The 23,396-nt window shown below is 64.5% G+C and carries 25 protein-coding genes; 9 read left to right on the top strand and 16 right to left on the bottom strand.

Annotated elements, in window-relative coordinates; genetic code table 11:
- The first annotated feature begins 21 nt into the window (after nt 1–21).
- Nucleotides 22–537 carry a hypothetical protein gene (locus H2LOC_RS17285; protein ID WP_136497450.1) on the top strand — a complete coding sequence of 172 codons (516 nt, stop codon included), beginning with the start codon at nt 22–24 and terminating at the stop codon, nt 535–537.
- Nucleotides 538–793: 256 nt separating this feature from the next.
- Here the strand turns inward: H2LOC_RS17285 and galE are convergent, their stop codons facing one another.
- Nucleotides 794–1,825: a UDP-glucose 4-epimerase GalE gene (gene galE, locus H2LOC_RS17290; RefSeq protein ID WP_136497449.1), complete on the bottom strand. Its 1,032-nt coding sequence runs from the start codon at nt 1,823–1,825 to the stop codon at nt 794–796.
- A 242-nt stretch (nt 1,826–2,067) separates the two neighbouring features.
- Between galE and galU the strand changes: the two genes are divergently transcribed.
- On the top strand, nt 2,068–2,952 hold the full coding sequence (galU, locus tag H2LOC_RS17295) for a UTP--glucose-1-phosphate uridylyltransferase GalU (RefSeq protein WP_136497448.1): 885 nt from the start codon (nt 2,068–2,070) through the stop codon (nt 2,950–2,952).
- A gap of 24 nt (nt 2,953–2,976) precedes the next feature.
- On the opposite strand, the gene irrA is transcribed toward galU, so the two are convergent.
- Nucleotides 2,977–3,459: an iron response transcriptional regulator IrrA gene (irrA, locus tag H2LOC_RS17300; RefSeq protein WP_136497447.1), complete on the bottom strand. Its 483-nt coding sequence runs from the start codon at nt 3,457–3,459 to the stop codon at nt 2,977–2,979.
- Nucleotides 3,460–3,612: 153 nt separating this feature from the next.
- On the opposite strand from irrA, the gene H2LOC_RS17305 reads away from it, so the two are divergent.
- Both H2LOC_RS17305 and glpD read left to right on the top strand, forming a co-directional pair.
- A complete protein-coding gene (locus H2LOC_RS17305; protein WP_136497446.1) occupies nt 3,613–4,827 on the top strand; it encodes a lytic murein transglycosylase in 1,215 nt (404 codons plus the stop codon).
- A 198-nt stretch (nt 4,828–5,025) separates the two neighbouring features.
- A complete protein-coding gene (glpD, locus tag H2LOC_RS17310) occupies nt 5,026–6,513 on the top strand; it encodes a glycerol-3-phosphate dehydrogenase (RefSeq protein ID WP_136497445.1) in 1,488 nt (495 codons plus the stop codon).
- Nucleotides 6,514–6,590: 77 nt separating this feature from the next.
- Here the strand turns inward: glpD and rplA are convergent, their stop codons facing one another.
- The 4 genes from rplA to H2LOC_RS17330 all read right to left on the bottom strand — a co-directional run bounded on the left by rplA (nt 6,591) and on the right by H2LOC_RS17330 (nt 9,775).
- Nucleotides 6,591–7,295, bottom strand: a complete 705-nt coding sequence (rplA, locus tag H2LOC_RS17315) for a 50S ribosomal protein L1 (protein WP_136497444.1) — start codon at nt 7,293–7,295, stop codon at nt 6,591–6,593.
- 4 nt (nt 7,296–7,299) lie between these two features.
- The gene (gene rplK / locus H2LOC_RS17320) at nt 7,300–7,746 is read right to left on the bottom strand and encodes a 50S ribosomal protein L11 (RefSeq protein ID WP_136497443.1); all 447 of its coding nucleotides are present in this window, start codon (nt 7,744–7,746) and stop codon (nt 7,300–7,302) included.
- 368 nt (nt 7,747–8,114) lie between these two features.
- Nucleotides 8,115–9,578, bottom strand: a complete 1,464-nt coding sequence (locus tag H2LOC_RS17325; RefSeq protein WP_246206873.1) for a glycosyltransferase family 4 protein — start codon at nt 9,576–9,578, stop codon at nt 8,115–8,117.
- A 26-nt stretch (nt 9,579–9,604) separates the two neighbouring features.
- A complete protein-coding gene (locus tag H2LOC_RS17330; RefSeq protein ID WP_154331704.1) occupies nt 9,605–9,775 on the bottom strand; it encodes a hypothetical protein in 171 nt (56 codons plus the stop codon).
- 155 nt (nt 9,776–9,930) lie between these two features.
- On the opposite strand from H2LOC_RS17330, the gene H2LOC_RS17335 reads away from it, so the two are divergent.
- The 3 genes from H2LOC_RS17335 (at nt 9,931) to H2LOC_RS17345 (ending at nt 12,929) form a co-directional block, all read left to right on the top strand.
- Nucleotides 9,931–10,794 (top strand): DUF6502 family protein, encoded by an 864-nt coding sequence (locus H2LOC_RS17335; RefSeq protein WP_136497556.1) that lies wholly within the window; start codon nt 9,931–9,933, stop codon nt 10,792–10,794.
- Nucleotides 10,791–11,936: a hypothetical protein gene (locus tag H2LOC_RS17340; protein WP_154331705.1), complete on the top strand. Its 1,146-nt coding sequence runs from the start codon at nt 10,791–10,793 to the stop codon at nt 11,934–11,936. The genes H2LOC_RS17335 and H2LOC_RS17340 overlap by 4 nt, the downstream gene beginning before the upstream one ends.
- 312 nt (nt 11,937–12,248) lie before the next feature.
- Nucleotides 12,249–12,929, top strand: coding sequence for an outer membrane protein (locus tag H2LOC_RS17345; RefSeq protein WP_136497440.1), 681 nt, complete (start codon nt 12,249–12,251; stop codon nt 12,927–12,929).
- Nucleotides 12,930–13,531: 602 nt separating this feature from the next.
- Here H2LOC_RS17345 and nusG read toward each other — a convergent pair.
- Together nusG and secE are read right to left on the bottom strand one after the other, a co-directional pair.
- Entirely contained in the window at nt 13,532–14,062 is a 531-nt protein-coding gene (nusG, locus tag H2LOC_RS17350; protein ID WP_136497439.1) for a transcription termination/antitermination protein NusG, read from the bottom strand.
- 30 nt (nt 14,063–14,092) lie between these two features.
- Complete coding sequence (secE, locus tag H2LOC_RS17355) at nt 14,093–14,284, bottom strand: preprotein translocase subunit SecE (RefSeq protein ID WP_136497555.1); 192 nt, start codon at nt 14,282–14,284, stop codon at nt 14,093–14,095.
- A 336-nt stretch (nt 14,285–14,620) separates the two neighbouring features.
- On the opposite strand from secE, the gene H2LOC_RS17360 reads away from it, so the two are divergent.
- Nucleotides 14,621–15,442: an NAD kinase gene (locus tag H2LOC_RS17360; protein ID WP_136497438.1), complete on the top strand. Its 822-nt coding sequence runs from the start codon at nt 14,621–14,623 to the stop codon at nt 15,440–15,442.
- On the opposite strand, the gene H2LOC_RS17365 is transcribed toward H2LOC_RS17360, so the two are convergent.
- From H2LOC_RS17365 to H2LOC_RS17385, 5 genes are all read right to left on the bottom strand, one after another.
- Nucleotides 15,436–16,596, bottom strand: coding sequence for a lipocalin-like domain-containing protein (locus H2LOC_RS17365; RefSeq protein ID WP_246206874.1), 1,161 nt, complete (start codon nt 16,594–16,596; stop codon nt 15,436–15,438). The genes H2LOC_RS17360 and H2LOC_RS17365 overlap by 7 nt on opposite strands.
- Nucleotides 16,586–19,030, bottom strand: coding sequence for an FtsX-like permease family protein (locus H2LOC_RS17370; RefSeq protein ID WP_136497437.1), 2,445 nt, complete (start codon nt 19,028–19,030; stop codon nt 16,586–16,588). Before H2LOC_RS17370 ends, H2LOC_RS17365 begins: the two co-directional genes overlap by 11 nt.
- Nucleotides 19,027–19,752, bottom strand: a complete 726-nt coding sequence (locus H2LOC_RS17375) for an ABC transporter ATP-binding protein (protein WP_136497436.1) — start codon at nt 19,750–19,752, stop codon at nt 19,027–19,029. Before H2LOC_RS17375 ends, H2LOC_RS17370 begins: the two co-directional genes overlap by 4 nt.
- A 106-nt stretch (nt 19,753–19,858) precedes the next feature.
- On the bottom strand, nt 19,859–20,620 hold the full coding sequence (locus H2LOC_RS17380) for an Imm52 family immunity protein (protein WP_136497435.1): 762 nt from the start codon (nt 20,618–20,620) through the stop codon (nt 19,859–19,861).
- Nucleotides 20,620–20,859 carry a hypothetical protein gene (locus H2LOC_RS17385; RefSeq protein ID WP_136497434.1) on the bottom strand — a complete coding sequence of 80 codons (240 nt, stop codon included), beginning with the start codon at nt 20,857–20,859 and terminating at the stop codon, nt 20,620–20,622. Before H2LOC_RS17385 ends, H2LOC_RS17380 begins: the two co-directional genes overlap by 1 nt.
- Nucleotides 20,860–20,923: 64 nt before the next feature.
- Between H2LOC_RS17385 and H2LOC_RS17390 the strand changes: the two genes are divergently transcribed.
- Nucleotides 20,924–21,133, top strand: coding sequence for a hypothetical protein (locus H2LOC_RS17390; protein WP_136497433.1), 210 nt, complete (start codon nt 20,924–20,926; stop codon nt 21,131–21,133).
- 36 nt (nt 21,134–21,169) lie between these two features.
- Here the strand turns inward: H2LOC_RS17390 and H2LOC_RS17395 are convergent, their stop codons facing one another.
- The 3 genes from H2LOC_RS17395 to H2LOC_RS17405 form a co-directional block, all read right to left on the bottom strand.
- Nucleotides 21,170–21,379 carry a hypothetical protein gene (locus tag H2LOC_RS17395; RefSeq protein ID WP_136497432.1) on the bottom strand — a complete coding sequence of 70 codons (210 nt, stop codon included), beginning with the start codon at nt 21,377–21,379 and terminating at the stop codon, nt 21,170–21,172.
- An 80-nt stretch (nt 21,380–21,459) separates the two neighbouring features.
- The gene (locus tag H2LOC_RS17400) at nt 21,460–21,714 is read right to left on the bottom strand and encodes a hypothetical protein (protein WP_136497431.1); all 255 of its coding nucleotides are present in this window, start codon (nt 21,712–21,714) and stop codon (nt 21,460–21,462) included.
- 313 nt (nt 21,715–22,027) lie between these two features.
- On the bottom strand, nt 22,028–23,125 hold the full coding sequence (locus H2LOC_RS17405; protein ID WP_136497430.1) for a YheT family hydrolase: 1,098 nt from the start codon (nt 23,123–23,125) through the stop codon (nt 22,028–22,030).
- Nucleotides 23,126–23,396: the final 271 nt, after the last annotated feature.

Consider the following 23,396-nt stretch of genomic DNA (forward strand, 5'->3'; position numbering starts at 1 on the left):
TGCGGCGACGGGAGGAGCGACATGGCTGACGCAAGGCTTGAGCGGATCAGGGCGAAGGCGTTCGAGGAAGGGAAAAGGCTTTTAGGCATCTCCGCCTATTTCTGGGTCCTGCTGACGATGTTCTCGTTGCACAAGGCCTTCATGCTCAATCTGAACGTCTTTTCGTTCCAGCAGGCCGCCGCGATAATCAACGCGCTTGCGATGTCGAAAGTCGTCGTCATCGCTCAGGCGTTGCATTTTGGACAGGGATACAGGAACAAGCCGCTCGTCTATCCGGTCGTGCTCCAGGCGGCGGTCTTTTCGGTTCTGCTGCTCGTTTTCCATCTGATCGAGGAGACGCTGATCGGAAAGTGGCACGGCAAGACATTGGCGCAGAGCGTCCCCACCCTGGGAGACGGCTCGCTGCAAGCCCTCATGATGATCGAGATCATCCTGTTCGTGGCGCTGATTCCCTTCTTCGCCTTCCTCGAGATGGAGCGCGTCGTCGGATGGGAGACGCTCCACACTCTTTTCTTCGGACGCAAATATCAGCGCTGAAAAACCGCGCTCCATTCTCATGATACGGCTTCCGCGAGATCGCTTCGCGATCCGTAGAAGCGACCGCTGCAAAAATCACTGATCGGCATAGATTTTTGGGCGAAGGAATACGAAACGCGGCTCCAATCGGGCGGATTTGGCATGATTGGAGCGTCCCGCGAGAAGCGCCCCGGGGCGCGAGACCGACCGGAAACCGGCTTATTGGAGGATTTTCAAGTCGGGTGGAAACACCCGACGACTCGAACAATGCGCCCAATCAAGAACCTGGAGCGCCGGTTTTGATTCCGTCGAGACCGGCGTTCCCGGAGACCCGCTCGGCGAGGTTCTGTTCCCACCGCAGCGCCTGCCGCACGATTTCCTCGAGGTCGTCATGCTGCGGGCGCCATCCGAGGGCGGATTTGATGAGATCATTGCCTGCGACGATGGCCGCCGGATCGCCGGGCCGGCGCTCGCTCACCTCGACGTGGAAATCCCGCCCCGAGACGCGCTTCACGGTCTCGATGACGTCGATGACGGAAAAACCTTTCGCATAGCCGGCGTTGCAAACGAGGCTCTGCCCGCCGCCGCGCAAATGGGCGAGTGCGTCCATGTGAGCGCGCGCGAGATCCGTGACCTGAATATAGTCCCGCACGCAGCTTCCGTCGTGGGTCGGATAGTCGATCCCGAACAGCTGCATCTTCGGGCGCAGGCCGAGGGCCGTTTGAACCGCCACTTTGATGAGATGCGTGGCGTTCGGGGTCGATTGGCCGGCGCGCCCCGCAGGGTCGCCGCCCGCGACGTTAAAATAGCGCAATGCCACATATTTCAGATTGGACGCCTTCGAAACGTCCTCCAGCATCCACTCCACCATCAGCTTGGAACGGCCGTAGGGAGACATGGGTTTCGGCGGCTCGTCCTCGGTGACCGGGTTCTGCACCGGATCGCCATAGACCGCGGCGGTGGAGGAAAAGATGAATCTTTCGATCCCGGCCGAAGTCGCGGTCTCCAGAAGGGTGCGGGCCTTGGCCGTGTTGTTGGAGTAATAGAGCAGGGGGCGGGCGACCGACTCGGGCACCACGATTTTGGCGGCGAAGTGGACGATTTCCGTCACCCCGTAGCGCGCGATCGCGTCCTTCACCAAATTTTCGTCGCCAAAGTCCCCTATGACCAGCGGGACTTGCGGAGGAACCGCCCACCGGAAGCCGGTCGAGAGATCGTCGAGCACGACGACGTCTTCGCCTGCGTCCAGGAGTTCGAGAACCATATGGCTGCCGATATAGCCCGCGCCGCCCGTCACCAGAACCGACATGTCGACACCCGTCGCTGTGGCGCGCTTCCGCCCTCGACCGAATGGTCTGGAGCGATGGCAAGCTACGCCGGATTAAAGAGTTGGAGCGCATTGTTGTCGCAAAGACCTGTCATCGCTTGTGACAGGGCGCTCCGATTCGTCACCCGAAATTAACGGGCGGGACATAACTTTCGTTGCACTCCGCGAAGGCGCAATAGTCTATAAGCGCGGCGCATCACCTTCTGTAACCCAATGGATCACGCATGACCAAGCGCATTCGCAAGGCTGTTTTCCCGGTCGCCGGGTTGGGCACTCGTTTTCTGCCTGCGACCAAGGCCGTGCCAAAGGAGATGCTCACCGTGGTCGATCGTCCGGTGGTGCAGCATGTCGTCGACGAAGCGCGCGAGGCGGGCATAGAGCATTTCATTTTCGTCACCGGGCGCAACAAGGGCATGATCGAAGACCATTTCGACATGGCCTACGAACTCGAAGACACGTTGAAGCGGCGGAACAAAACAAAGGAATATGAAGGCCTGATGGCGGACCTGCCGAAGGCCGGCGCCACCAGCTTCACGCGCCAGCAGGCGCCCTTGGGGCTCGGTCATGCGGTCTGGTGCGCTCGCGACATCGTGGGCGACGAACCTTTCGCCGTGCTGCTTCCCGACATGATCACTCTGGCGAACGGGCCGCGCAAGAGCCGCTGCCTCGCGCAGGCGGTCGAGGCCTATGAGAAGCACGGCGGCAACATCATCGCGGTCGAGGAAGTTCCCGCGAGCGAAACCCATCAATACGGCATCGTCAGCGTGGGCGCGGACCACGGCCATAGTTTCGAGATCAAGGGCATGGTGGAAAAGCCGCCGCAGGGAACGGCGCCCAGCAATCTCATGATTTCCGGCCGCTATATTCTCAATCCCGAGATTTTCGAAATTCTGGAGAAGGGGGAGAAAGGCGCCGGCGGCGAAATCCAGCTCACCGACGCGATGATCGGGCTGGCGGCTTCCCAGTCGTTCCACGGCGTCCGGTTCGACGGCAAGACCTACGACACCGGCTCGAAGCTTGGATTTCTCGCGGCCAACATCGCTTTTGGACTGGAGCGTCCCGACATTGCGGACGGATTGCGCGCGGAAATCAGGAAGCTGGTCGGCTGATGCGGCGAACTCCGGGCCTGCGCCTCAAACCTTCTTGGGGCGCAGCCGGATGATCACGTCGCAGCCGACGATTTCCATGCCTTCCGGGGGGGCGGGCAGGCGCGAAAATTCCACCGAGCTGTCGGGGGCGTCGAACATGCGCCCGGTCGCCTGATCCATGAAATGATGGTGCGGAGAGGTGCGGGTGTGGAAATAGGTGCGGGGACCCTGCACCGCGATTTCCCGCAGCAATCCGGCTCGCGCGAACTGGTTGAGAGAATTGTAGACGGTCGAGAGCGACATCTGGAGGCCGGCTTCTCTCGCTTCGGCGTGCAGCGCTTCGGCGCTGACGTGACGGTCTCCCTTGCCGAACAGCAGCCGGCTCAGAGACAGCCGCTGGACCGTCGGACGCAGGCCGACCGAGCGCAGCCTGGTCTTGAGTTCGGATTCGGTCGGAGCGCTTTTGGCGGGCGCCTCCCGCATCCTGATGGGGGCGATGAAACCCGTCGCCGAGGGAAATTGCGTCATTACGCTGCCTGCACGGAACTTCCGCGCTCCCTTTTCTGTCGATAAACTCTGTCCCGAGTAGAAGACAGCGTCACGGCCCTGTCAAACGAAATGCCGGAAAGTGTAAACTTTCCAAAGAAGGCGCCGGGGCGTTGCTTCGGTTCGGAAAACCCCATGCAAGAATCGGACAAGCTTTCCCTCGATGCGCGTTTGGATCGGCGCCGGCTGCTGCAGGCGGTCCTCGTCTGCGGCTGCGCCTACGCTGACGGCAGCCGGGCGCAGACCGGGGATTTTCAACAATTCCTGCAGGGGCTGTGGCCCGCCGCCGAGGCCGCGGGCGTCGGCAGGGAGACTTTCGACGCTGCGGTGCTCGACCTGACCCCGGATCCCGCCGTGGCGGCCAGGCCGGCGGCGCAGTCCGAGTTCACGGTGTCGATCCCGGCCTATGTGTCCGGCGTGACGACCAGCGCCCGGATCGCCCGGGGTCGCGCCGTCGCCGGGGAATATTCCCATATTTTGAGCGAAATCGAGCGGCGGAGCGGGGTTCCGGGCGAGCTCATCGTCGCTATACTCGGGGTCGAGAGCAACTTCGGGACCGCGACCGGCGGCGCCGACGTTCTGCGCGTGCTGGCGACTTTGGCCTACAAAGGCCACATGACCCAAAAGCTCAGCGACGAGTTCGTGGCGGCGCTCGTGATGCTGCAACAGGGCGCGCCGCGCCGCCGCCTGCGGGGCTCCTGGGCGGGGGCGATGGGAATGCCCCAGTTCATGCCTTCCGCCTATCTCAAATATGCGGTCGGTTTCGCCGGCGGCGCCGCGCCCGACATCTGGACCTCCCAGCCCGACGCATTCGCTTCGATCGGGAGTTTTCTGCAAAAATCCGGCTGGAACCCGGCCCTTCCCTGGGGGCTGGAGACGCGGCTGCCGCCCGATTATGATTTTGCCGCCTATGACATGGACTTTTCGCAGTTTCGGGCGCTGGGCTTTACCGGCGCCGGCGGCGACGCCCTGCCGCAATCCGGCGCGGCCAGTCTTTATCTGCCGGCGGGGGCCAAGGGGCCGGCCTTTCTCATCACCGATAATTTCGAGGTCATCCGGCAATATAATATCTCGGACGCCTATGCTCTCTCGGTCGCCCTGCTCGGGGACCGCATCGCCGGGCGCGAGATTCCGCGCACCCCCTGGCCCAAGGTGACGCCGCTGACCACCGCCGAATGCAAAGCCATGCAGCAGGCGCTCGCCGAACGCGGCTTCTACCACGGTCCGATCGACGGCAAGCTCGGGCGCGTCGCGAGGAACGCCGTCCATGCCTTTCAGTTGAGCGAAGGCGTTCATCCCGCCGACGGATTGGCCACCAAAGCGGTGCTGGATCGCCTGAAAGGCCGATGAAAGGGTGCGTCCGGTTCGCTCCCCGCCGCCAGCGAGGATGAAACCGGGATCGCGCTCGGCGCATTGAGAGACGACGGCCTCGCCCAAGGCAAGGGCGAGCCGCATCCGCGCTGCGTCTCTCGGGCTGCGGCGTAAAAAAGGCGCGGCGACGCTGCCCAGGCGCTAATATTTCAGGAAATCGATTCGGAAACGAAGCTCATGATTTACGATCTGCTCATTATCGGCGGCGGCGTCAACGGCTGCGCCATAGCGCGCGATGCGGCCGGCCGCGGACTTTCGGTTCTTCTCGCGGAGCAGGGGGATCTCGCTTGCGCCACCTCCTCGGCCTCGACCAAGCTCATTCACGGCGGACTGAGATACCTCGAGCAATATGAGTTCCGGCTGGTCCAGGAAGCCCTGTCGGAGCGTGAGCTGCTGCTGCGGGCTGCACCCCACATCATCCGGCCTTTGAAGTTCGTGCTCCCTCACGAGAGGGGTCTGCGCCCGGCGTGGATGATGCGGATCGGCCTTCTGCTTTACGATTATCTGGCGCCGCGGAAGCGGCTGGAGCGCTCGCAGGGGGTCTCGCTGATCAACAACGAACTCGGCGCGCCCTTGCGTCCGTCGTTCCAGCGCGGCTTCACTTACGCCGACTGCTGGGCGGACGATTCTCGTCTCGTGGTCGCCAACGCTCTGTCCGCCCGCGAACACGGCGCCGAAATCCGGGTGGGCGCGAGGTTCGTTTCAGCGCTCCGCATCCGCGACCGATGGATCGCCAGCGTCGAGCGCGGCGGCGAGGTCGAGGATATCGAAGCCCGGATCATCGTCAATGCGGCGGGCCCCTATGTCTCACGGGTGCTCGACGGCTCGCTTCACATAAAATCGCGCAAGCATGTCCGGCTGGTGAAGGGCTCCCATATCGTCACGCGGAGATTGTTCGCGGGCGATCACGCCTATCTGCTGCAGAACCCCGACAGACGCATCATTTTCGCCATTCCCTACGAGCAGGAGTTCACGCTGATCGGCACGACGGACGTCTCCTATGACGAGCCCGCCGGGCCGGTCTCGATCAGCGGCGAGGAGATCGAATATCTGACCGACTCGGTAAACCGCTGCTTCAACCACATAATTTCGGAAAGGGACGTGGTCTGGAGCTATTCCGGCCTGCGCCCGCTGTTCGACGACGGCGCCATCGAGGCCTCGGTGGTCACGCGGGACTATGCTTTCGATCTCGACGTCGAGGCGGCCCCGGCCTTGTCCGTGTTCGGCGGCAAGCTCACCACCGCCCGGCGTCTGGCCGAACATGCGCTCGAGCAGCTGACGCCCTTTTTCCCGCATCTGGGGCCGGCCTGGACCAGGGCGGCGCCGCTGCCCGGCGGAGACATCGGCGATTTTCCGGCCTTTCTGGCTCAGCTCACGCGGGAAAAGCCCTTCCTGCATCCGACCGTCGCGCGCAGGCTGGCTCACGCCTATGGAACCCGGGTCTGGCGGCTCCTGGGCGCGGCCCACGCCATGTCCGATCTCGGCGAGGATTATGGCTGCGGCCTGACCACGGCCGAGCTGCGTTATCTCGTCGAGGAGGAATGGGCGCGCTGCGCCGAGGATGTGCTGTGGCGGCGCTCCAAGCTCGGCCTGCATCTGACGCCCGCGCAACAGGCAGCGATAGCTGCGGCGCTGGCGCAGATCGTGAAGGAGACGGCGTCCTGATTTGTAGTGGCGATCGGACGCCCAAACAAAAAAGCCGACGGTTTCCCGCCGGCTTTTTTAAATTGACTGCGCAGCTTTTACTGCTGGGTCGCGCCGAGCGAGGAGACCTCGATCTTGACGCCCGGACCCTGGGTCGAGCACAGCGCGACGCGCTGGATATAGGTGCCCTTGGAGCCCGCGGGCTTGGCCTTGGCGACGGCGTCGACGAAAGCCTTGACGTTTTCGGCGAGCTTGCCGTCGTCGAAGGAGACCTTGCCCACCGTGCCCTGCACGATGCCGGCCTTTTCGACGCGGAACTCGACCGCGCCGCCCTTGGACGCCTTCACCGCGGCGGCGACGTCCATCGTGACCGTGCCGACCTTGGGGTTCGGCATCAGGCCGCGCGGGCCGAGCACCTTACCGAGGCGGCCGACCAGCGGCATCATGTCCGGGGTCGCGATGCAGCGGTCGAAATCGATCGTGCCGCCCTGAACGGTGGTCACCAGTTCCTCGGCGCCCACGACGTCGGCGCCGGCGGCCTTGGCTTCGTCAGCCTTGGGTCCGCGGGCGAAAACGGCGACGCGCAGAACGCGGCCGGTTCCGTTCGGCAGATTGACCACGCCGCGCACCATCTGGTCCGCATGCTTGGGGTCGACGCCGAGATTCATCGCGATTTCGACCGATTCGTCGAACTTGGCCTTGGCGCGCTCGCGCACCAGCTTGATGGCCTCGTCCAAGGGATAGAGCTTCGTGCGCTCGATGCCTTCGCGCGCCTTGGCGATTCTTTTTCCGATATGCGCCATGATCTTACTCCACCACCTGCAAGCCCATCGCCCGAGCCGAGCCCTGGATCATCGTCATCGCGGCTTCGACAGTGGAGCAGTTGAGATCGGGCATCTTCTTTTCGGCGATCTCGCGGATCTGGGCCTGCGTGATCTTGCCGACGGAGCCGCGACCCGGGGTCTTCGAGCCGGAGGCCGGCTTCTTGCCGATCTTGAGGCCGACGGCCTTCTTCAGGAAGAAGCTGACCGGGGGCTGCTTCATCTCGAAGGTGAAGGAGCGGTCCTGATAGGCGGTGATGATGACGGGGATCGGCGTCCCCTTCTCCATCTGCGCCGTCTTGGCGTTGAACGCCTTGCAGAATTCCATGATGTTGAGGCCGCGCTGACCGAGCGCGGGACCGATCGGCGGCGAGGGGTTCGCCGCGCCGGCCGGCACTTGCAGCTTTATGTAGCCGGCAATTTTTTTCGCCATTGGGTTTCTCCAACGAGTGACGGCCCCGCGCGCAAAAATGCCCGCGAGCCGTCGGTTGCAGTTCGTGGTCCGACGCGAACTCCCCTTGGCGACAAGGGCGCGCCCGCCACGCATCGTTTCCCGAAGCGGGTTGCGCCGCGGGAAAGCGGGCTTTTAGGCGATAGCGGGGAAAAGATCAACTGCGCTGGCCGACCCGCAATCTGAGCAAAGGGGCCGCGCCGTCCGCGTCGCCCGCGATTTCCAGCCCCGCAGCCGGTCAAGACGGGTTGGGGCGTTTTCATGTTTCACGAAAACACAGAAAACGCCCTGAGTTTTTGCGTCAACGCGTTTCCCACGCCGAACCGGCGTCCACTTCGGCTGGAGACGCGCTAGCCTCCCTGGCTCGTAGCGATGCGCGCGCCGGCCTGGTAAGCGCCATCGTGAATGAGCTGAATAAGACTGTCCACCGCCTCGTCCCATGTCGGCGCGACGGCGATTTTCCGTTCGGCGGTCCGCCCGCAAATCTCCATGATCTTCTCGGCCATTGCGCGCGGGTCGAGCATCGGCACGAAATCGACATTGCGGCCGCCGTTTTCGCGAAACACCGGAAGATCGGAGGCGATGACGGGCAGACCGTACCGGGCGGCCTCGACCAGCGGCAGGCCGAAGCCTTCGATGATCGAAGGAAAGACGAGCGCGCGGGCGCGGCGATAGCAAAAGCGCAGATCCGTGTCGCTCGCCCGGTCGAGCCAGAACAGACGCCTCCCGAATTCCGGGTGATGCGTGATGTGATAGGCCAGCGCCTCGCTCTGCCACCCGGGCCGGCCGACGATGAGATATCGGGCGTCGACCCCCATGCGCCACAATTGTTCGAAGGCGTCGAGCGCGATCGGATAGGCCTTTCGCGGCTCCAGCGTCCCGACGCTGAGGAAACAGGGCGTCTCCTCCGCGAAGATGGCTTGCGTCGTCGCGGAGACGGGCCGTCGATCGTCTTCTTCGAAATCGGCGCCGAGGCTCCACCAGCCGACGCGAAGATCGGATCGCCCGAACGGCGCGTGTTTCAGGATGTAGTCGATGAAATCCTCCGCCGCACTGCGCGAGACGCAGACGACGCCGTCGCTCTTCATCACGATGGTCTCGAACCATTCGCGGAACTCCGCGCGCATGCGCGGCGAAACCGCCAGCGGATGCGTGAGCGGGATGAGATCGTGCACGACGGTGACGAGGCTCCCGCCCGCGGCCCGCAGGCGGCGGATGGTCGATGCATATTCTCCCGCCATGCCCCAGCAGGCGTCGAGCAGCACGAGCCGGTCGCCCGGCGCGAAGGAAAGCTCGCTTGGCAAAGCCGGACAATCCCACCATGGCAGCAGCCTGTCATTCTCGATGACGACCGGCAGCGCGAAGCCGCAGTTCGGGGCGCGGCGCGCGACCTCGCGCACGACGCGCTGGATGCCCGTGCGCCCTCCGAAACGATGGGTCGGCGTCACGTCGATGAACAGCCGCCTGGCGCCGGGCAGGGAGAAGCCGTGCGCTGGGGGGAATTCGCTCGGCGGGCGCGGGCGTGGCCGGGATATGCGGACGCGGGAGCCGTCGTGAAGATGGCCGAGGCCGAGCGCGCGGGTCACGGTCCAGTACAGCTCCCGCGCCCGGAAGTAGAGGGTCGCGGAAACCGGATCGAGCGCGTTGCTGGCCCGGTCGCGGATGAGATGCAGGTTCTCGTCCTGAATCCAGGCGGAGAGCCATGCGTCGATGCGCCGGTCGCGGTCGCACGGCGCGAGGCGCGCCGGGCTCGAATAACCCCACGCCTCGCGATCCTCGTCGAAAAAAACGACCGAGGGGATGTCGTCCATCATTGTCGGCTCCGTCTTTCTTTTCGGGGTCAGCGCGGTTGGCAGGAGGCGTTTTCGCCGGGCGACGCCGCTTCGCACATCTCCTGGACCGAAGGGCGGGGCTCGGCGCCGGTCCGGGGGCTCGACATGGCGTAGGCGCCCGCGCCGATGGTGACGACCACCGCCAGACGTCTCAGCAGGGCGGGTTTGGCATGGGCCATTGTTGGTGGCCGGACCGCGGGGCGCAGCGGGGTGCAGGACATCTCGAAACTCCAACGTGGGAAATGATCACACGTTCGTATCTTGCGTGTAAAATATTCCCACGTCAAGAAGGCGTGGGATTGTGGCCCACTCAGACTCGGGTTACCAAAGCTCCATGAAGGAGAGCCACGACGACGCGCTTCCAGACGCGCAGAAGCTTCAGCAGCCGCTCGCGCGCCTGCTGCGCCCGCTCGTGCGCCTCTTCATCCGCTGCGGCGCGACCTTTCCCGCGATTTGCGATCTGCTGAGGGAGCTTTACGTCAATGTCGCCGTCCACGACTTCGCCTTGCCCGACAAGGAGCAGACCGACAGCCGCATCAGCCTCCTGACGGGGATCCACCGCAAGGAGGTCCGGCGCCTGCGCGAAGCGGGCGCTCCGGTTCGCATGACGCCGGCCTCGGTGTCTCGCACCACGCAGATCGTCGCCCTGTGGCTGGCCGACCGCCGCTTCGCCGACGAGAGCGGCGCGCCGGCTCCCCTGCGGCGCGCGGGCGCCGAGGGGAAAGGGCCCACCTTCGAGGAACTTGTCGAGGATGTGACCAAAGACCTTCGCCCACGCGCGGTGCTCGACGAATGGCTGGATCGCAGAATCGTCGTGCTCGATGCGAAGGGCCGCGTGGTTCTCACCGAGGCGGCGATCGCGCCGAACCGCGGCGACGACCGCCAGCTCCATTATTTCGGCCGCAATCTGCACGACCATATCGCCGCGGCCGTGGAGAACGTGACCGCGAACCCCGCGCCCTTCCTCGAGCGCGCGGTGCATTACGAAGGCCTGTCCGACGAAGCGGCGCGCCGGCTCGAGGCCTTGTCCCGCAAACTGGCGATGGAGGCGTTGCTCGCGGCCAATCGCGAGGCGCAGACGCTTCACCGGAGCGACGCCGGCGGCGAATGGCGCTGGAACTTTGGCGTCTATGTCTATCGCGAGCGAGAGCCGCGCGGCGACGGCGCGCCAGAAGACCAAGCGGGAGAACCGTCGTGAAAAAATTTCCCGCGCTCGATCGGCGACGGCTCCTCGCGTTCTTGTTCGCCTGTGTCGCCGATGGCGCGGCGCGGGGAGGCGCCAAAGAAAGGCCGAAAGACAACGGCCTCGGGGGCACCGGCTATATTTCCGTGCTTCCCGACATCGACAACGGATTGGGGGGCACCGGCGTCGTCGGCACGATCCGCGGCTTCGGCAGCATTCTCGTCAACGGGCTGAAAATCTCCTACGCGCCGACGGCGGAGGTGACGATCGACGGGCGGACCGTCGATGTTTCGCACATGCGCATCGGCCATGTCGTGTCGCTTGTCGCGGAAAGCAAAGAAACGGGCTTCACGACGACGCGCATCCGCATCCTGCGCGAGGTTGTGGGACCGATCGAATCGATTGTGGGTCGCAGCCTGCGCGTCCTGGGGCAGAAGGTCGAACTCGGGCCCGGCGTCGCCGCCGCCGGACTGGCGGTCGGACGCCATGTCGCCGTCAGCGGACTGCGCATGCCGGATCAGACGATCGTCGCGAGCCTCGTCGAACCCGTCGAGGCCGGAGCGGAGCAGATCGTCGGCACGGTGACGCGCGACGCCCAGGGACGGCTCGCGATCGGAACGCAGCCGCTTTCCGGGGTCGCGCGGTCGCTCGCGGGACAGCGGGTCGCGCTGCGCGGCGCCGTCGCAGGCGGCGGCTTCGACGTTTCCGCTGTCGCGCAGGAAGAGTGGGTGCCGCGCGGGGTGCTGCAGGCGGTCGTCGAAACCTATGTCGAACGCGACGGCGCGACGATCGAGGCCGCGGGGACGAGTCTGACGACGCCGCGCGACGCCTCCTTCAAAGGCGTGGCGCGCGCGGTGATCGGCCTCGTGATGGATCAGAGCGGAGGCTGGTCGATCAAGACTTTTCGCGTCTCGGAAAGCCTCGGAGACAAGGGATCTGGCCGTGATTTCCGCCAGCGGATGAAAGACGCCCGGGAGACCGCGCCGGCGCCGTCGGGCGACGAAGACGGTTCGCATTCCGGCGCCGGGGCCCAGCCGCCCGACTTCGGAAATGGGCCTCCCGGCGGTTTTGGCGGTCCGTTCGGACCCGGCGGCGGTTCGCCTCCCGGCGGTCTTCCTGGGCCCGGGGGACCGGGGGGCGGTCCGCCAAGGCGCTGAGCGCGCCTCCTCACCCGTTTTTTCTTATCGGAAATGACGATGAACCCGCCGTGCGGGGTCTTGACGTGTGAAATTTACCCACGCATAGTTCGTGGGTAAATTTCACACAAAGCGAAGACGACTGTCGCCGTCGCTTTACCGAAAACAGCAGACCCGGCCCGCCGGGTCGGAAAAAACGGCCGCGACAACAAGCGGTCGTCTCGGCGGGCGGCTTCTAACCCCATCCGGTCGCCGACTTGTGGCCCGCCAGGCCTCGCCCTGGCGGGCCACTGCCAATCCAGCCGAAAACCCAAAAGCAGGTATTTCACGCAAATGAAGAAAGTCAGCCTCTCCATCCTCCCTCTGATCGCGCTCCTCGGCCCGGCGAGCGCCGCCGATCTTCCGTCGCGCAAGACGGCTGTCGCGCCGCAGCCAGCGCCCGCCACGTCGTGGAACGGGTTGTATTTCGGTCTGAACCTCGGCGGCGGATGGGCTCAACGGAGCGGGGGCGGCGTCGTGGGCGGCGGCCAGATCGGCTACAACTATCAATTGACCCCGCTGTTCGTGGTGGGTCTCGAATCCGATTTTCAGGGAACCAGCCTGTCCCTCTCCGGCAGGCGTCCGCCTCTGTTCGTTCCGACGGCCCTCGGCGCAGGCGCTGTTCCGCCATTCACGGGAGCGCAGGGCGGGGGGGCTGTTCCGTGGTTCGGCACGGTGCGCGGACGCGTCGGGGTTCTGGCGCTGGGGCCGAGTCTGTTGCTGTACGGCACGGGCGGCTTCGCCTATGCGGGCGCGGGCGGCGGCGTCGCGACGGGCTGGACGGCGGGCGGCGGCGCCGAATGGGCTTTCGCGCGCAATTGGTCGGCGAAGGCGGAATATCTCTTCAACGACGTATCGGGCGGCGGCGCGGGCGGCCCCGGCGGCGCCACGCGGGACGTAAGCTTTCATGTGGTTCGCGTCGGCGTCAATTACCGATTCGACGCCGGCGACTTGCTCGGCCGCACGAAATTCTGATCCGACTTCGGCGGGGTCAGGAGGCTGAACGACGGCGGCCGCCGCGCCGAAAGGCCGTGCAGTCCCCTTGTGGTCGCTGCGCGCTACCTTGGCCGCCGAGAGGAATGACGCGCCAGAAGCGGCCGATACGCGAGACCTCGAAGGCGACGAATGGATCGTCGCCTTCGCGAAAAAGGGGATGCTTCAACGCCCCTCGGACTTAAGGCCGGCATGCTGTTGGAGACGGCGAAGGCGCTCTTCGAACTCGGTGAGCAACGTACCGCGACCTATTGCCAGCAATGATGTTCCATCACGGAACGGCGCAGGCCAACAATCTGATCGCTCAGCGCTTTTCCTGCTCGCCCATTCTCTTTTCTAGGCTCATGAGGTCCGACGCCACATCCGCGCGCAGCGATTTGACCTCGGAGCGGACGTCGGCGATCTCGCCGCGAAGACCATCCACTTTCGAGTCGATCTAGCGCAGCAGCGCTCGCGCGAAGCTCCAAACGAGGTCTTGTGAATTAAAGCAAAAAAGTGAGGCCGCTAATCACCCGCCCCGCCGCTTCGAGGCGACCCTCCCCGTCGAGGGAAGCGAAAGCGCCCTTCTCCCGATCGCCCGCGGCTCAGACCTTCTCGACCTGCGCGAATTCCAGTTCCACGGGGGTCGCGCGGCCGAAGATGGAGACCGCGACCTTGAGGCGCGAGCGATCCTCGTCCACTTCCTCGACCACGCCGTTGAAGGAGGCGAAGGGGCCGTCGGCGACGCGCACCGTCTCGCCGACCTCGAAGGAAATGGTGGCCTTGGGACGTTCGACGCCCTCGGCGACCTGACCCTTGATGCGCCTGGCCTCGTCCTCGCTGATCGGCATCGGCTTGTTGTCGGCGCCGAGAAAGCCCGTAACCTTGGGCGTGTTCTTGATCAGAGAGAAAACCTGGTCGGTGAGGTCGCATTTCACCAGCACATAGCCGGGGAAAAACTTTCTTTCAGTGTTCACTTTGCGACCGCGCCGCACTTCGACCACATGCTCGGTGGGCACGAGAATTTCTTCGAAGCGTTCCAGGCAGTTTCGCTGCGCGGCCTGCTCGCGAATGGAGTCCGCCACCTTCTTTTCGAAGTTGGAGTAGGCGTGGACGATGTACCACCGCATGGTCATGGCGCTGAATCGGCTCCTGAAAAGCGAAAACTATTTTCCGACCTGAAGCATGAGACCCACGCCGAGACGCAAGGCCCAGTCGACCACCACGAAGAACAGGCTCGCGGCGATCACCATGAGGACAACCAGTCCGGTGGTGATCAGGGTTTCGCGGCGCGAAGGCCATGTGACCTTCTTCGCCTCGGAACGAACCTCCTGGAGGAACTGTATCGGATTGGCCATGGGGACTTGCCTGACGCCCTGGAGTTTCATGAACGGGAGCCGTCGCCGGCTCCGCAAAACAAATCGCGGCGCGGAGCCTGCCGGCCGCGCGCCACGGAAGCCGATTTATAACGGCTTCCCTCCGCGCCGCCAAGCGGAATTTTCGGTCATGCGAAATCCGCTCGATTTAAGCCGTATAACGCCGCCGCCCGCATTCTCGTCGCAAGTCCAACTACAGATTCGGCGCAATGCGCTCGGGCGAAGCCGCGGCTCTTTTCCGCGAGGGGGGCGCGGGTGTATTCGATGTCCGGGAAAACACGCCAGCGCTCGATCGGAGCGCGAATTGAAAGCGATGACATGGGTTCCGGCGCGGTTGCAGAGGCGGATGTCGGCGCAGGCGGCGAACAGCCGACATCGCCAAAATCGCTGGCTTTTTTGTCCTCCGGGGCGCCGGAGGCCGAGGAGGCGAGAGAGCGGCTGGTCGCCAAATATGGCGAGGTCGCTCCGGAGGACGCCGACTGCATCGTCGCGCTCGGCGGCGACGGCCTCATGCTGCGCACGCTTCATCGCTTCCTGGGCGACGGCAAGCCGATCTACGGCATGAATCGCGGCTCGGTCGGATTTCTGATGAATCAATATCGCGAGTCGGGGCTGCGCAAGCGGATCGGGGCGGCGAAGCGCTCGATCATTCATCCGCTTCTCATGCATGCGGTCGACGGCCAGGGCGGGGAGTTCCGGGCCCACGCCATCAACGACGTCTCCCTGCTGCGCCAGACCTCCCAGATCGCCAAGCTGAGGATACTCGTGAACGACAAGGAGGCCATGGCCGAGCTCGTCGCCGACGGCGTGCTGGTCGCGACTCCGGCGGGCTCGACCGCCTATAATCTTTCCGCGCACGGGCCGATTCTTCCGCTCAACGCGCCGCTGATGGCCCTCACCCCGATCTCCGCTTTCCGGCCGCGCCGCTGGCACGGAGCGCTTCTTCCGGACGACGCCAGGGTGCGGCTGGAGGTGCTCGAAGCCGACAAAAGGCCGGTCTCGGTCGTGGCGGACCATGACGAGTTCCGCGACGTCGCGAGCGTGGATATCGAGATGGACCACGCCACCTCGCTGGTGCTGCTGCATGATCCCGGCCATTCTCTGGAGGATCGCATCCTGCGCGAGCAGTTCGGCTATTGAGAATAGCCCGTCATTTCCAGATAGCCTTCGCCCTGATGCGAGCCTGAAAAGCTGATCGGGCCTTCCCAATAGGGAAATCTGGTCCCCATCCAGCTCGAAGGGTTGAGCGGCGCGGTCTCGATATCGAGGCCGTGGCTTCGAACCCCGAGGCGCCAGCGGGTCGGCAGCGTCGCGGCCTCCAGCCGGGTCTCGGCCAGCGGCTCGATCGAAATGTCGCCGGGGCCCAGTTGCTGCGATTCGCCTGTGGCCGAAATCCAGTTTCCGGTGAGAAAATTGCGCCCCGTGACGCTCCGCAGACGGAAAAGCATCAGTTTCTCGTTCCCAGGAAGATGCAGCGCAAACCAGTCCCAGCCCTTTTGCTCGGGGGCGAGATATTGCCCGCTCCATTCGCGGTCCATCCAGGCCCGGCCGGAAACTCTCACCGGCTTTCCATGCAACCGGATCTCGCCTTCGACGGCGTAGAATGGCTCGCTGAAATAATAGGAGGCCTGCCCGGTCTCCGACTTTTGGCTGTAGCCGCGGTCGCCCTGGGCGACCGGACCCTTTTCGGAGGTCAGCGCAAGCTTGTAAGAGAAACCGTTTCCTTCGGCGGCGACGGAGAGCCGGGATATTCCCTCTCCTGGCGCCTTCATCGACCAGTCGTCGATGAAGGCCTCGAAAGGTTCGGCGCTCACGCCGGCTTGGCCAATGCCCCCGCGTGCAAAAGTCTCGGCGAAAAGATGTTCGCTTGCGCTCGTCGCCGCGGCGTGGCCCATGAAGATGGCGCCGCTCTCCCAGCCGGTTCCTTCCGGCCCAGGAGCCAGCCCCACGCGAAACAGCGTCCATTGCGCGCCATAAGCGGCGCCGGCGCGGTCGTGGAGGTTGGCGGTCAGATACCACCATTCGACGCGAAAACCCGGATGGGCGCCGTAATCGCGCGGAAAGGCCAGCTCCACGCCCGGCGTCGCCGTCAAATATCCCGGCGCGTTCCGACCCAGCCCGCGAATCTCCCCGGCTCCCGCGGAGAGGGAGGCGAGGCAGAGCATTGCGGCGAGACCGGTGGAGTATTTCCGGTTCAGATTGAACCGGAAATACTCCATGATTCCTTGTTCGATCGTGTTTTCTTCACACAAACCGGCGTCGACTCCGCTTGAAAACACTTTTCTAGCGTTCACTGGCGAACACTCTCAGGAGATCGACGGGCTCCCTGCGGGCCAGCCTGATCGCGGGCCAAAGCGCCGCCGCCAAAGCGGTTGCGAGAGCGACGGCGAAGATCTGCGCCCATTGGGCTGGAAAGGCATGGAAGGGCAACCGCCAGCCGAAGGCTGCGACATTCACCACCGCGACGAGGCACCAGGACATGAACAGGCCGAGCGGCAGGGCGCAGAATGCTACGGCGCAGGCGAAGACCAGGGCGCGGATCAGCTCGAGCCCGGCGAGGCGGCGCCTGGATACGCCGAGGGCCCAGACCGGCGCCAATTGGGCGAGGCGCATTTCGCCGATGGTCAGCAGGCTGAAGAGAAGCGCGGTCGCCGAGATGATCAGGGTCAGGACGTTCAGCGCCGCGGTGACGGCGAAGGTGCGCTCGAAGATCGAAAGAGACAATTGCTTGACATAGGCCTGATCGACGAGGCGCGCGAGCAGGGGGCCGATCTCCTCCTGCATGTCGCGGATGAGGCCGGCGGCTTTTTCCTGGGCGACCCGTAGACTGTAGTTTATGCGGGGCGCATGCGGCCATTGACGTTCGAATGCGGCGGCGTCGACGCGCAGCTGCCCGAAAGGATTTCCGTAATCGGCATAGACGCCGACCACCGCGACGCGCCGGATTCCGGCCTCGGTCGGAACGTCGACGGCGTCGCCGAGGCCGAGCTTGAGGCGGCGGGCGAGCTGTTCGCTGATCAAAGCCGCGTCGCCTCGCGCCAGACGATCCCACGCGCCTTCGCTCTGCTCCAGCAAGGGGAAATGCTCCCGGTAGGTCTGGTGCGGGCGCATCGCGAAAACCTCCGCAGGCCAGGGATCGATTTTGGTCCTGGTCCTCCATGCCGGCAAGATCGCCTCGACCTCGGGGCGACGCCGCAGCCAGTCCTCGATCTTTGCCGCTGCCGCGTCGTCTCTCGCCTCGAAATAGACCTCGGCGATCAATCTTTCATCCAGCCAGCGCGTGAAGGAGACGCGGAAGCCTTCCACCATTCCGCCGACGCCGATATCGGCGGCGAGCGCGATCAGAAGGGACATCAACGCAAGGGAAAGACCGGGCAGCTGCTGGCGGCCGTCGCTCCAGAACCATTGCGCGATCGGACCCTTGGAGCACTTTTCGCCGAGGCGCAGCGCGCCGTCGACGACCACGGGCAGGATAAGGGCCGCGCCCACCAATCCGCCGGCGATCAGGGCGAAGCCGGCCGCGAGTCCCTGGCCGAAGGCCGACAGGGCGAGGGCGCCTGCGATGGCGGCCGCTCCCAAGAGCGCCTGCCGCCGAAGATAATGGCGGTGGGCCTCTCGCCACGCCTGCGGCCGGGTCGCCAATATCGGCAGGCGGAAGGCCCGGAACAAGCCGCCCGCCGCTGCGCTCAGGGCGCCGGCGAGCGCCATCGCTAGTCCCGAGACGATCCAGCCGGGCTGGAGCTGGAGCCGCGCCGAAACCGAGGCCCCGTAGAGGCTGTCGAGGGTCGAAGCGACGTTGGGCAGCAGGGCCTCCGCCATCCAATAGCCCAGAACGAGGCCTGCGCCCCCGGCCGCGACGGTCAGGACCAAGAGCTCGAGGAGCATCGCGCCGACGAGCGCCCCCGCCGATACGCCGACTGCGCGAATGGCGCGGATTGCAGCGATGCGCTGTTCGAAAGCGAGGCCGAAAGCGGCGTGAACGATGAACAGCCCCACCAGAAAAGAAAGCAGCGCAAAAGCCGTCAGATTGAGGTGAAAACTATCGGTCAGGCGCGAGAGATCGCTGGTCTCTTCGGGCTGCGCGATGCGGAGCGCGTCGCCGACGATTTCACCGAGAGGCGTTTGGCCTTCGGCCTCGACGACCAGTTTCGTCAATTGCCCGGGTCGGTTCAGAAGCTTCTGCGCCACGCCGACGTCGACGACGAGCGCCCCCGGCGGCGCCTCGGGGAGGGCCTGCGCCTGTGGCAGGGCGGGCGTTCGGTTTTGGGGCGGCGCTTCGAGCTGGAAGCTCCGGAGCGTTTCCGGCGCAGCGTAGCCGATTCCGGGCGGGGTCAGGAATTTTTCCAGGCTGACCCCGCGGGAGAGCCCGGCGAGCCGGGCGCCATGGGGCAGCGTGAGCGGCTCGACGCCGATGATGCGCAGGTTTTTTTCGCCGAGGCGGATCGTCCCTTCGAGGACCGGCGAGACTTTCCAGCCCGCTCGGCGCAGCTTCACATAGTCGCTCTGCGCAATCATGCCTCCATTGGGCGCGACCAGAGTCCGTGTGCCGGGGCCGTCGACCGCCGCGGCGGCCTCGGCGTAGCTTTGGCGGGCCTGGGCGTTGAGGGCCTGTACGCCGCTCCAAAGCGCCGTTGCGATAGAGAGGCCGACGAGGAGCGCCGCGAGATTGAGCGGATGGCGGCGCCAATGGGCGAGCAGCGCAAGAAGGACCCAAATATTCCGCTTCATCGCGCCGCTCGCGCCTTGCGGCCGGGCGCGTCTTCCTCGATGGCGACGCCGCAGGAAAGACAGGCCTGCCGATCGAGCCGTGCGGCGAGACGGGCGCTGTGCGTCACCATCAAAAAGGCGCATCCGGTCGCCGCCACCAGCTCCAGCGCGAGACCGAGCACCGCGTCGCCGGTCGCTTCGTCCAGATTGCCGGTCGGCTCGTCTGCGAGCAGGAGGCGGGGCCGCACGGCGAGCGCGCGGCCGATGGCGACCCTTTGTTGCTGCCCGCCGGAGAGTTGTTCCGGATAGCGCGTAAGGAGGGCGCCGAGGCCCAGGCGCTCGGTGAGCTCTTCGAGCCACTGCGGGTCGAAGCGTCCCGATATCCTGGCCTGAAAGGCGAGATTGGCTCGCACGTCGAGGCTGGAAATGAGGTTGAACTGCTGAAATACGACGCCGAGGGTCTTACAGCGAAGGGCGGCCTGTTCGGCCTCCGCCAGCCGGGAAATCGGCGCGCCGTCGAGCCGGATTTCGCCTGAATCGGGACGGTCGAGCGCGCCGATAAGATGGAGCAGCGTACTTTTGCCGCTGCCGGATTCGCCCATCAGGGCGAGGCTTTCGCCCTCGGTCAGCGTCAGCGCCGCTCCTTTGAGGATTTCGAGCGGTCCCTGCGGCGAGGGATAGGTCTTTCTCAAATCCTCGACCTGCAGCAAAGGCCGGGGCTGAGGTTTATCTGGTGGCGTCATGTCGGGGGCCGCCGATCTGGCTGGATGGCGGCATAGGCCTACCACGTCCCGAGAAGGGGCTCCATTGCGGAATGCGCCAGGCCCCAGGGGCGGCGAGAAAACCGCATCAGCCGTGGGAAGGCCAGGGAAGCCGCTCGAGCGGGGCCATGGCATTGGCCATGTCTTTGGCGGCGGCCATATGCGCGGGATTTTCGACGTCGAAGGTTTCGGTGGTGGCGGACATCAGCAGCCCGCCATTGGGCAGACGTTCCGCAAGGACTGTGGAAGGAGGCGTGATCATTTCGGCGAGCCAGGGACAAAGATATTTCATCCAGGCCGGCCCGAAATATATTCCGCCCCCATAGGTTTGAACGAGCGGGTGCGATGTAGCTCTCGCGTGCACGGGGTCCCAGGCGTGGACGACCGCGAGCAGAGCAGCGCGAAAGATCCGGTAGCTCACCACGTCTGCGTCTGGCCGGCAGCCGATCACCGCATCGGTTGAAAGGATGACACGATTTCCAAAGACATCGTTAAGGACAGAGGCGGCCCGGCACGACACGGTGAAGGAGCGTGTTTTCGGCGTGTTGCGTGTGAGCGCGCCGAAGGAATAGCCCTCGCGAGGTGAGGGCTCGTTGTTCCAGTAGTCCCGCAGGACATTTGCGGCGATTTCGGCGGCCAAGCGGTCGCGGACCTTTTCGAGCTTCTCGGGAGAACGTCCTGTACAGGTCCAGAGGCTGAAAACGGGGTCGATCTCTTTCAAAGCATCGGTCATGCTCAGGAAACGCACGGCGAGTTCATCCGGTGTTTCCGCGCGCGCCTCCCAATTGGCGCCGATGAAAAAATCTTTGCTTTTGCTTTTTACTTCTATGCCTATTGGAGGACGGGGCATCACCACAGCTCCGGGGGTACGACGAATATTTTGATCCTTTTGAACCTTTCGTCTGCCTCAAACCACTGTCGTACGGCTTCGGCGGCTTCCGGTTCGGCAAAAAACCATTCGGTATCACGCGATGGGGCGGCGCCGACGTGGCGATTAGCCTGTTTCATAACTTCGTCGCGCATCTCCTCTTCGAATTTTTTGCCGGCTTTGAGTCTCCAAGCATAGCCGGGACCCTTGGCTTCGATCATAGTTCCGTCGCATCCCGGCTACGCTGAGATTTATGCGGACGAGGGCGAGCAAATCGACGGCTTCATGGTCTCGCGCGCGCCGAGCCATCCGGAATTTTGGAAAAGCATGTTCGATTCGATGAAGGCGACGTCCGGCTGTGTCTTTTGGCCCAGCGGCGGTTGCGTCATCGCGGATCCTTCCGTTCGCGAGCACGTTGATCTGGAGTTGATCGAAGCGCTGGGCGAGCCCAGGCTGGTTGCGGCGCCTATGCCGATGCTCGACCGATTAAGCTAGCTCGCCGCCATATCCGGCGGGGCCGGCAAATCCTGCTCAGCGTTCGGGTTGCCTGCGGCGGATTTCTTCCTTCACCCGTCGCCAATGACCGGTGGGGCGGGTGCTGTCCATCACCCGTTCTTCGTCCTGGGCGCGAAGCGTCGCCTCGCCGAGCGCGCTGTCGCCGAACCGTTCGATCAAGGCGATGGCGTCGGCCTTGACGAGAGCCGTGCAGACCGCCCGACGACGCAACCAGCGAAACACCATGGCCCATCAGGGTTTGAGGCGTCGCGCTTCCCGCCGCCTCCTGGGCGGTCGCGTCGCGACGGCGCGGTGGGAGAAAAACTTCAGGCCAAAGCGGCGCCGGCTGATCGCACAGGGGAAATCGCCTGTCCCGCGTCCCCGAGATCGGTCAGCATGGCGGCGACCTCCTGCGCCGAGAGGATCAACCTCTGCTGGTGGTCGGTGATCCAGACGGCGGCGGCCTCACAGCGCATCTTGATCCGGGCCGCGTCGAGAGCCGCCTGGATGGTCGCAAAGGCCTGTGAAACTTTAAAATGCGCGCCGTCGAGGCTCATCCTTCCTTCCAGGTAAAAGGTCATTTCCGCACTCCGCGTGAAAACCGCCCTAGGGCAAAATCCGAAAAAGCTGGCAGACTTTTTCGGGAAGATTTTGCTCCAGCTTTTCGAATCCGGAGCGATTTCTTATCGACCAGACGATTCCGTCTGGTCGGAAAGCGCTCTGGCTTCGTCGACGGAAATAGTAATCCCGTATCCCCGCTTATGTTCCATGCCTAATGCTGCGGCATAATGGCGCGAGGACGGCGGGTTTCGCCACAAATGGCAAAGACCGGCCGAAACCGTAAGAGGCCACGTAAGATCAATATCTTGGGGCTCGTCGCCGTTGGACGGACGATCAATTTTTATGCAAATGCGCTTCGAGCCAGCCGATCGTCACGCGGTCGTGCCAGGCGATGCTGCTGCCGCGGCCATGAAAGCCGAGGTGTCCTCCGCCGGGGGATAGGGCGGTTTCTATGCGGGGCAGGCGCCGCCAATCGATCGCCTCGTAGCTTTCGCCTGGAATCCACGGATCGTCGAGCGCGTGAACGATCAGGGTCGGCCGCCTGATTCCGGCCAGAAAACGTCTCGGCTCGTTTTCCTCGTAATAATGCGGGGCGTCGCGATAACCGAAATGCGGCGCGACGAAGCGATCGTCGAATTCGAAGACGTTCCTCGCCTCCGCCACCAGGGACTTTTCGGCGGAGGTGAGCGCGGCTCCCGGGGCCAGAGCCTCGCGCTTCAAGGCGTCTAGAACATATTTTTGATAAGCGAAATTGCGCGCCGTCATCATGCGGGCGCAGGTGGCGGCGAAATCGAGCGGCGCGGATACGGCGACCGCCCCCAGCAGCGGAAGGTTGCGGCGGCTCTCGCCCATGAATTTGACGACCAGCCCTCCTCCGAGCGAATGGCCGACCAGGAAGACGCCATGGCGGGTCAAACGGGCCGGAAGCCGCCGCAGCGCCTCCGCCAGATCCTCGGTGCGGCCGCCGTGATACCGTCCCGCGCAGGTCGGGCGCGAAGGCGGAGAGCCGCGCAGGTTGAGCCGCAATACGGGCCAGCCCGAGGCGACGAGGCGCCGCGCCGTCGTCACTATATTGACGCTGGCCTCCGAGCCGGCGACGCCGTGAATCAGAACGACGAGCGGCTGAGCCCGGGATTGCGCGGGCAGATCGAGCCGGGCTGCAAGCATGTCGCCGTCCCGCATCGGCAGCAGGAGCCGTTCGCCTCCAAGCAAATCCGAAGGGCCGCCGCAAAGAAAATTGCGCAGCGTCTGGAGATCGGCCCCGAGCCACGGCGGGCGCTCATGAAAAGCCGGGATGGCGGATCCTCCGCCATTCGATGCGGCCCGCGCGCTCTTGCGCTGTTCTCCCGACGGGGCCGAGCCGCCGGGCGCAGGCTCGATCAGCTCGATGTCTTTGTGTAATTTCTCACGGGTGGTCCAGTTCAGGAGCATAAGCGCCTTGGCCGTAGGAAATTAATGCTGCCTTGCGGTCTCGCCTGGTTGCGCGTGCGGCGAGCCCTGAGAGTCTCATGCCTATATGGATCGCTTTCCCGCCAGAAAAAGACGGTCGCGGGGCTGGCCGGATGGCGTCGCTTAACCTTGCGTTAACCAATCGGGTTTCTAAATTAACGCCAGAGACGGTTCGCTGTCGTTGACCATGTCGCGAATCCCCCTGGGGCTTTCGCGAGGAGAAGGCTGCGGCTTGTCGATCCGGCCTGGCGCT

It is taken from the genome of Methylocystis heyeri, assembly GCF_004802635.2.
Taxonomy (GTDB): domain Bacteria; phylum Pseudomonadota; class Alphaproteobacteria; order Rhizobiales; family Beijerinckiaceae; genus Methylocystis; species Methylocystis heyeri.

Excerpts from the sequence above, each read along its gene's own strand:
- H2LOC_RS17285 (WP_136497450.1), top strand. The coding sequence starts at position 22 with ATGGCTGACGCAAGGCTTGAGCGGATCAGGGCGAAGGCGTTCGAGGAA.
- galE (WP_136497449.1), bottom strand. The coding sequence starts at position 1,825 with ATGTCGGTTCTGGTGACGGGCGGCGCGGGCTATATCGGCAGCCATATG.
- galU (WP_136497448.1), top strand. The coding sequence starts at position 2,068 with ATGACCAAGCGCATTCGCAAGGCTGTTTTCCCGGTCGCCGGGTTGGGC.
- irrA (WP_136497447.1), bottom strand. The coding sequence starts at position 3,459 with ATGACGCAATTTCCCTCGGCGACGGGTTTCATCGCCCCCATCAGGATG.
- H2LOC_RS17305 (WP_136497446.1), top strand. The coding sequence starts at position 3,613 with ATGCAAGAATCGGACAAGCTTTCCCTCGATGCGCGTTTGGATCGGCGC.
- glpD (WP_136497445.1), top strand. The coding sequence starts at position 5,026 with ATGATTTACGATCTGCTCATTATCGGCGGCGGCGTCAACGGCTGCGCC.
- rplA (WP_136497444.1), bottom strand. The coding sequence starts at position 7,295 with ATGGCGCATATCGGAAAAAGAATCGCCAAGGCGCGCGAAGGCATCGAG.
- rplK (WP_136497443.1), bottom strand. The coding sequence starts at position 7,746 with ATGGCGAAAAAAATTGCCGGCTACATAAAGCTGCAAGTGCCGGCCGGC.
- H2LOC_RS17325 (WP_246206873.1), bottom strand. The coding sequence starts at position 9,578 with ATGATGGACGACATCCCCTCGGTCGTTTTTTTCGACGAGGATCGCGAG.
- H2LOC_RS17330 (WP_154331704.1), bottom strand. The coding sequence starts at position 9,775 with ATGGCCCATGCCAAACCCGCCCTGCTGAGACGTCTGGCGGTGGTCGTC.
- H2LOC_RS17335 (WP_136497556.1), top strand. The coding sequence starts at position 9,931 with ATGAAGGAGAGCCACGACGACGCGCTTCCAGACGCGCAGAAGCTTCAG.
- H2LOC_RS17345 (WP_136497440.1), top strand. The coding sequence starts at position 12,249 with ATGAAGAAAGTCAGCCTCTCCATCCTCCCTCTGATCGCGCTCCTCGGC.
- nusG (WP_136497439.1), bottom strand. The coding sequence starts at position 14,062 with ATGACCATGCGGTGGTACATCGTCCACGCCTACTCCAACTTCGAAAAG.
- secE (WP_136497555.1), bottom strand. The coding sequence starts at position 14,284 with ATGGCCAATCCGATACAGTTCCTCCAGGAGGTTCGTTCCGAGGCGAAG.
- H2LOC_RS17360 (WP_136497438.1), top strand. The coding sequence starts at position 14,621 with ATGGGTTCCGGCGCGGTTGCAGAGGCGGATGTCGGCGCAGGCGGCGAA.
- H2LOC_RS17370 (WP_136497437.1), bottom strand. The coding sequence starts at position 19,030 with ATGAAGCGGAATATTTGGGTCCTTCTTGCGCTGCTCGCCCATTGGCGC.
- H2LOC_RS17375 (WP_136497436.1), bottom strand. The coding sequence starts at position 19,752 with ATGACGCCACCAGATAAACCTCAGCCCCGGCCTTTGCTGCAGGTCGAG.
- H2LOC_RS17380 (WP_136497435.1), bottom strand. The coding sequence starts at position 20,620 with ATGCCCCGTCCTCCAATAGGCATAGAAGTAAAAAGCAAAAGCAAAGAT.
- H2LOC_RS17385 (WP_136497434.1), bottom strand. The coding sequence starts at position 20,859 with ATGATCGAAGCCAAGGGTCCCGGCTATGCTTGGAGACTCAAAGCCGGC.
- H2LOC_RS17390 (WP_136497433.1), top strand. The coding sequence starts at position 20,924 with ATGGTCTCGCGCGCGCCGAGCCATCCGGAATTTTGGAAAAGCATGTTC.
- H2LOC_RS17395 (WP_136497432.1), bottom strand. The coding sequence starts at position 21,379 with ATGGTGTTTCGCTGGTTGCGTCGTCGGGCGGTCTGCACGGCTCTCGTC.
- H2LOC_RS17400 (WP_136497431.1), bottom strand. The coding sequence starts at position 21,714 with ATGACCTTTTACCTGGAAGGAAGGATGAGCCTCGACGGCGCGCATTTT.
- H2LOC_RS17405 (WP_136497430.1), bottom strand. The coding sequence starts at position 23,125 with ATGCTCCTGAACTGGACCACCCGTGAGAAATTACACAAAGACATCGAG.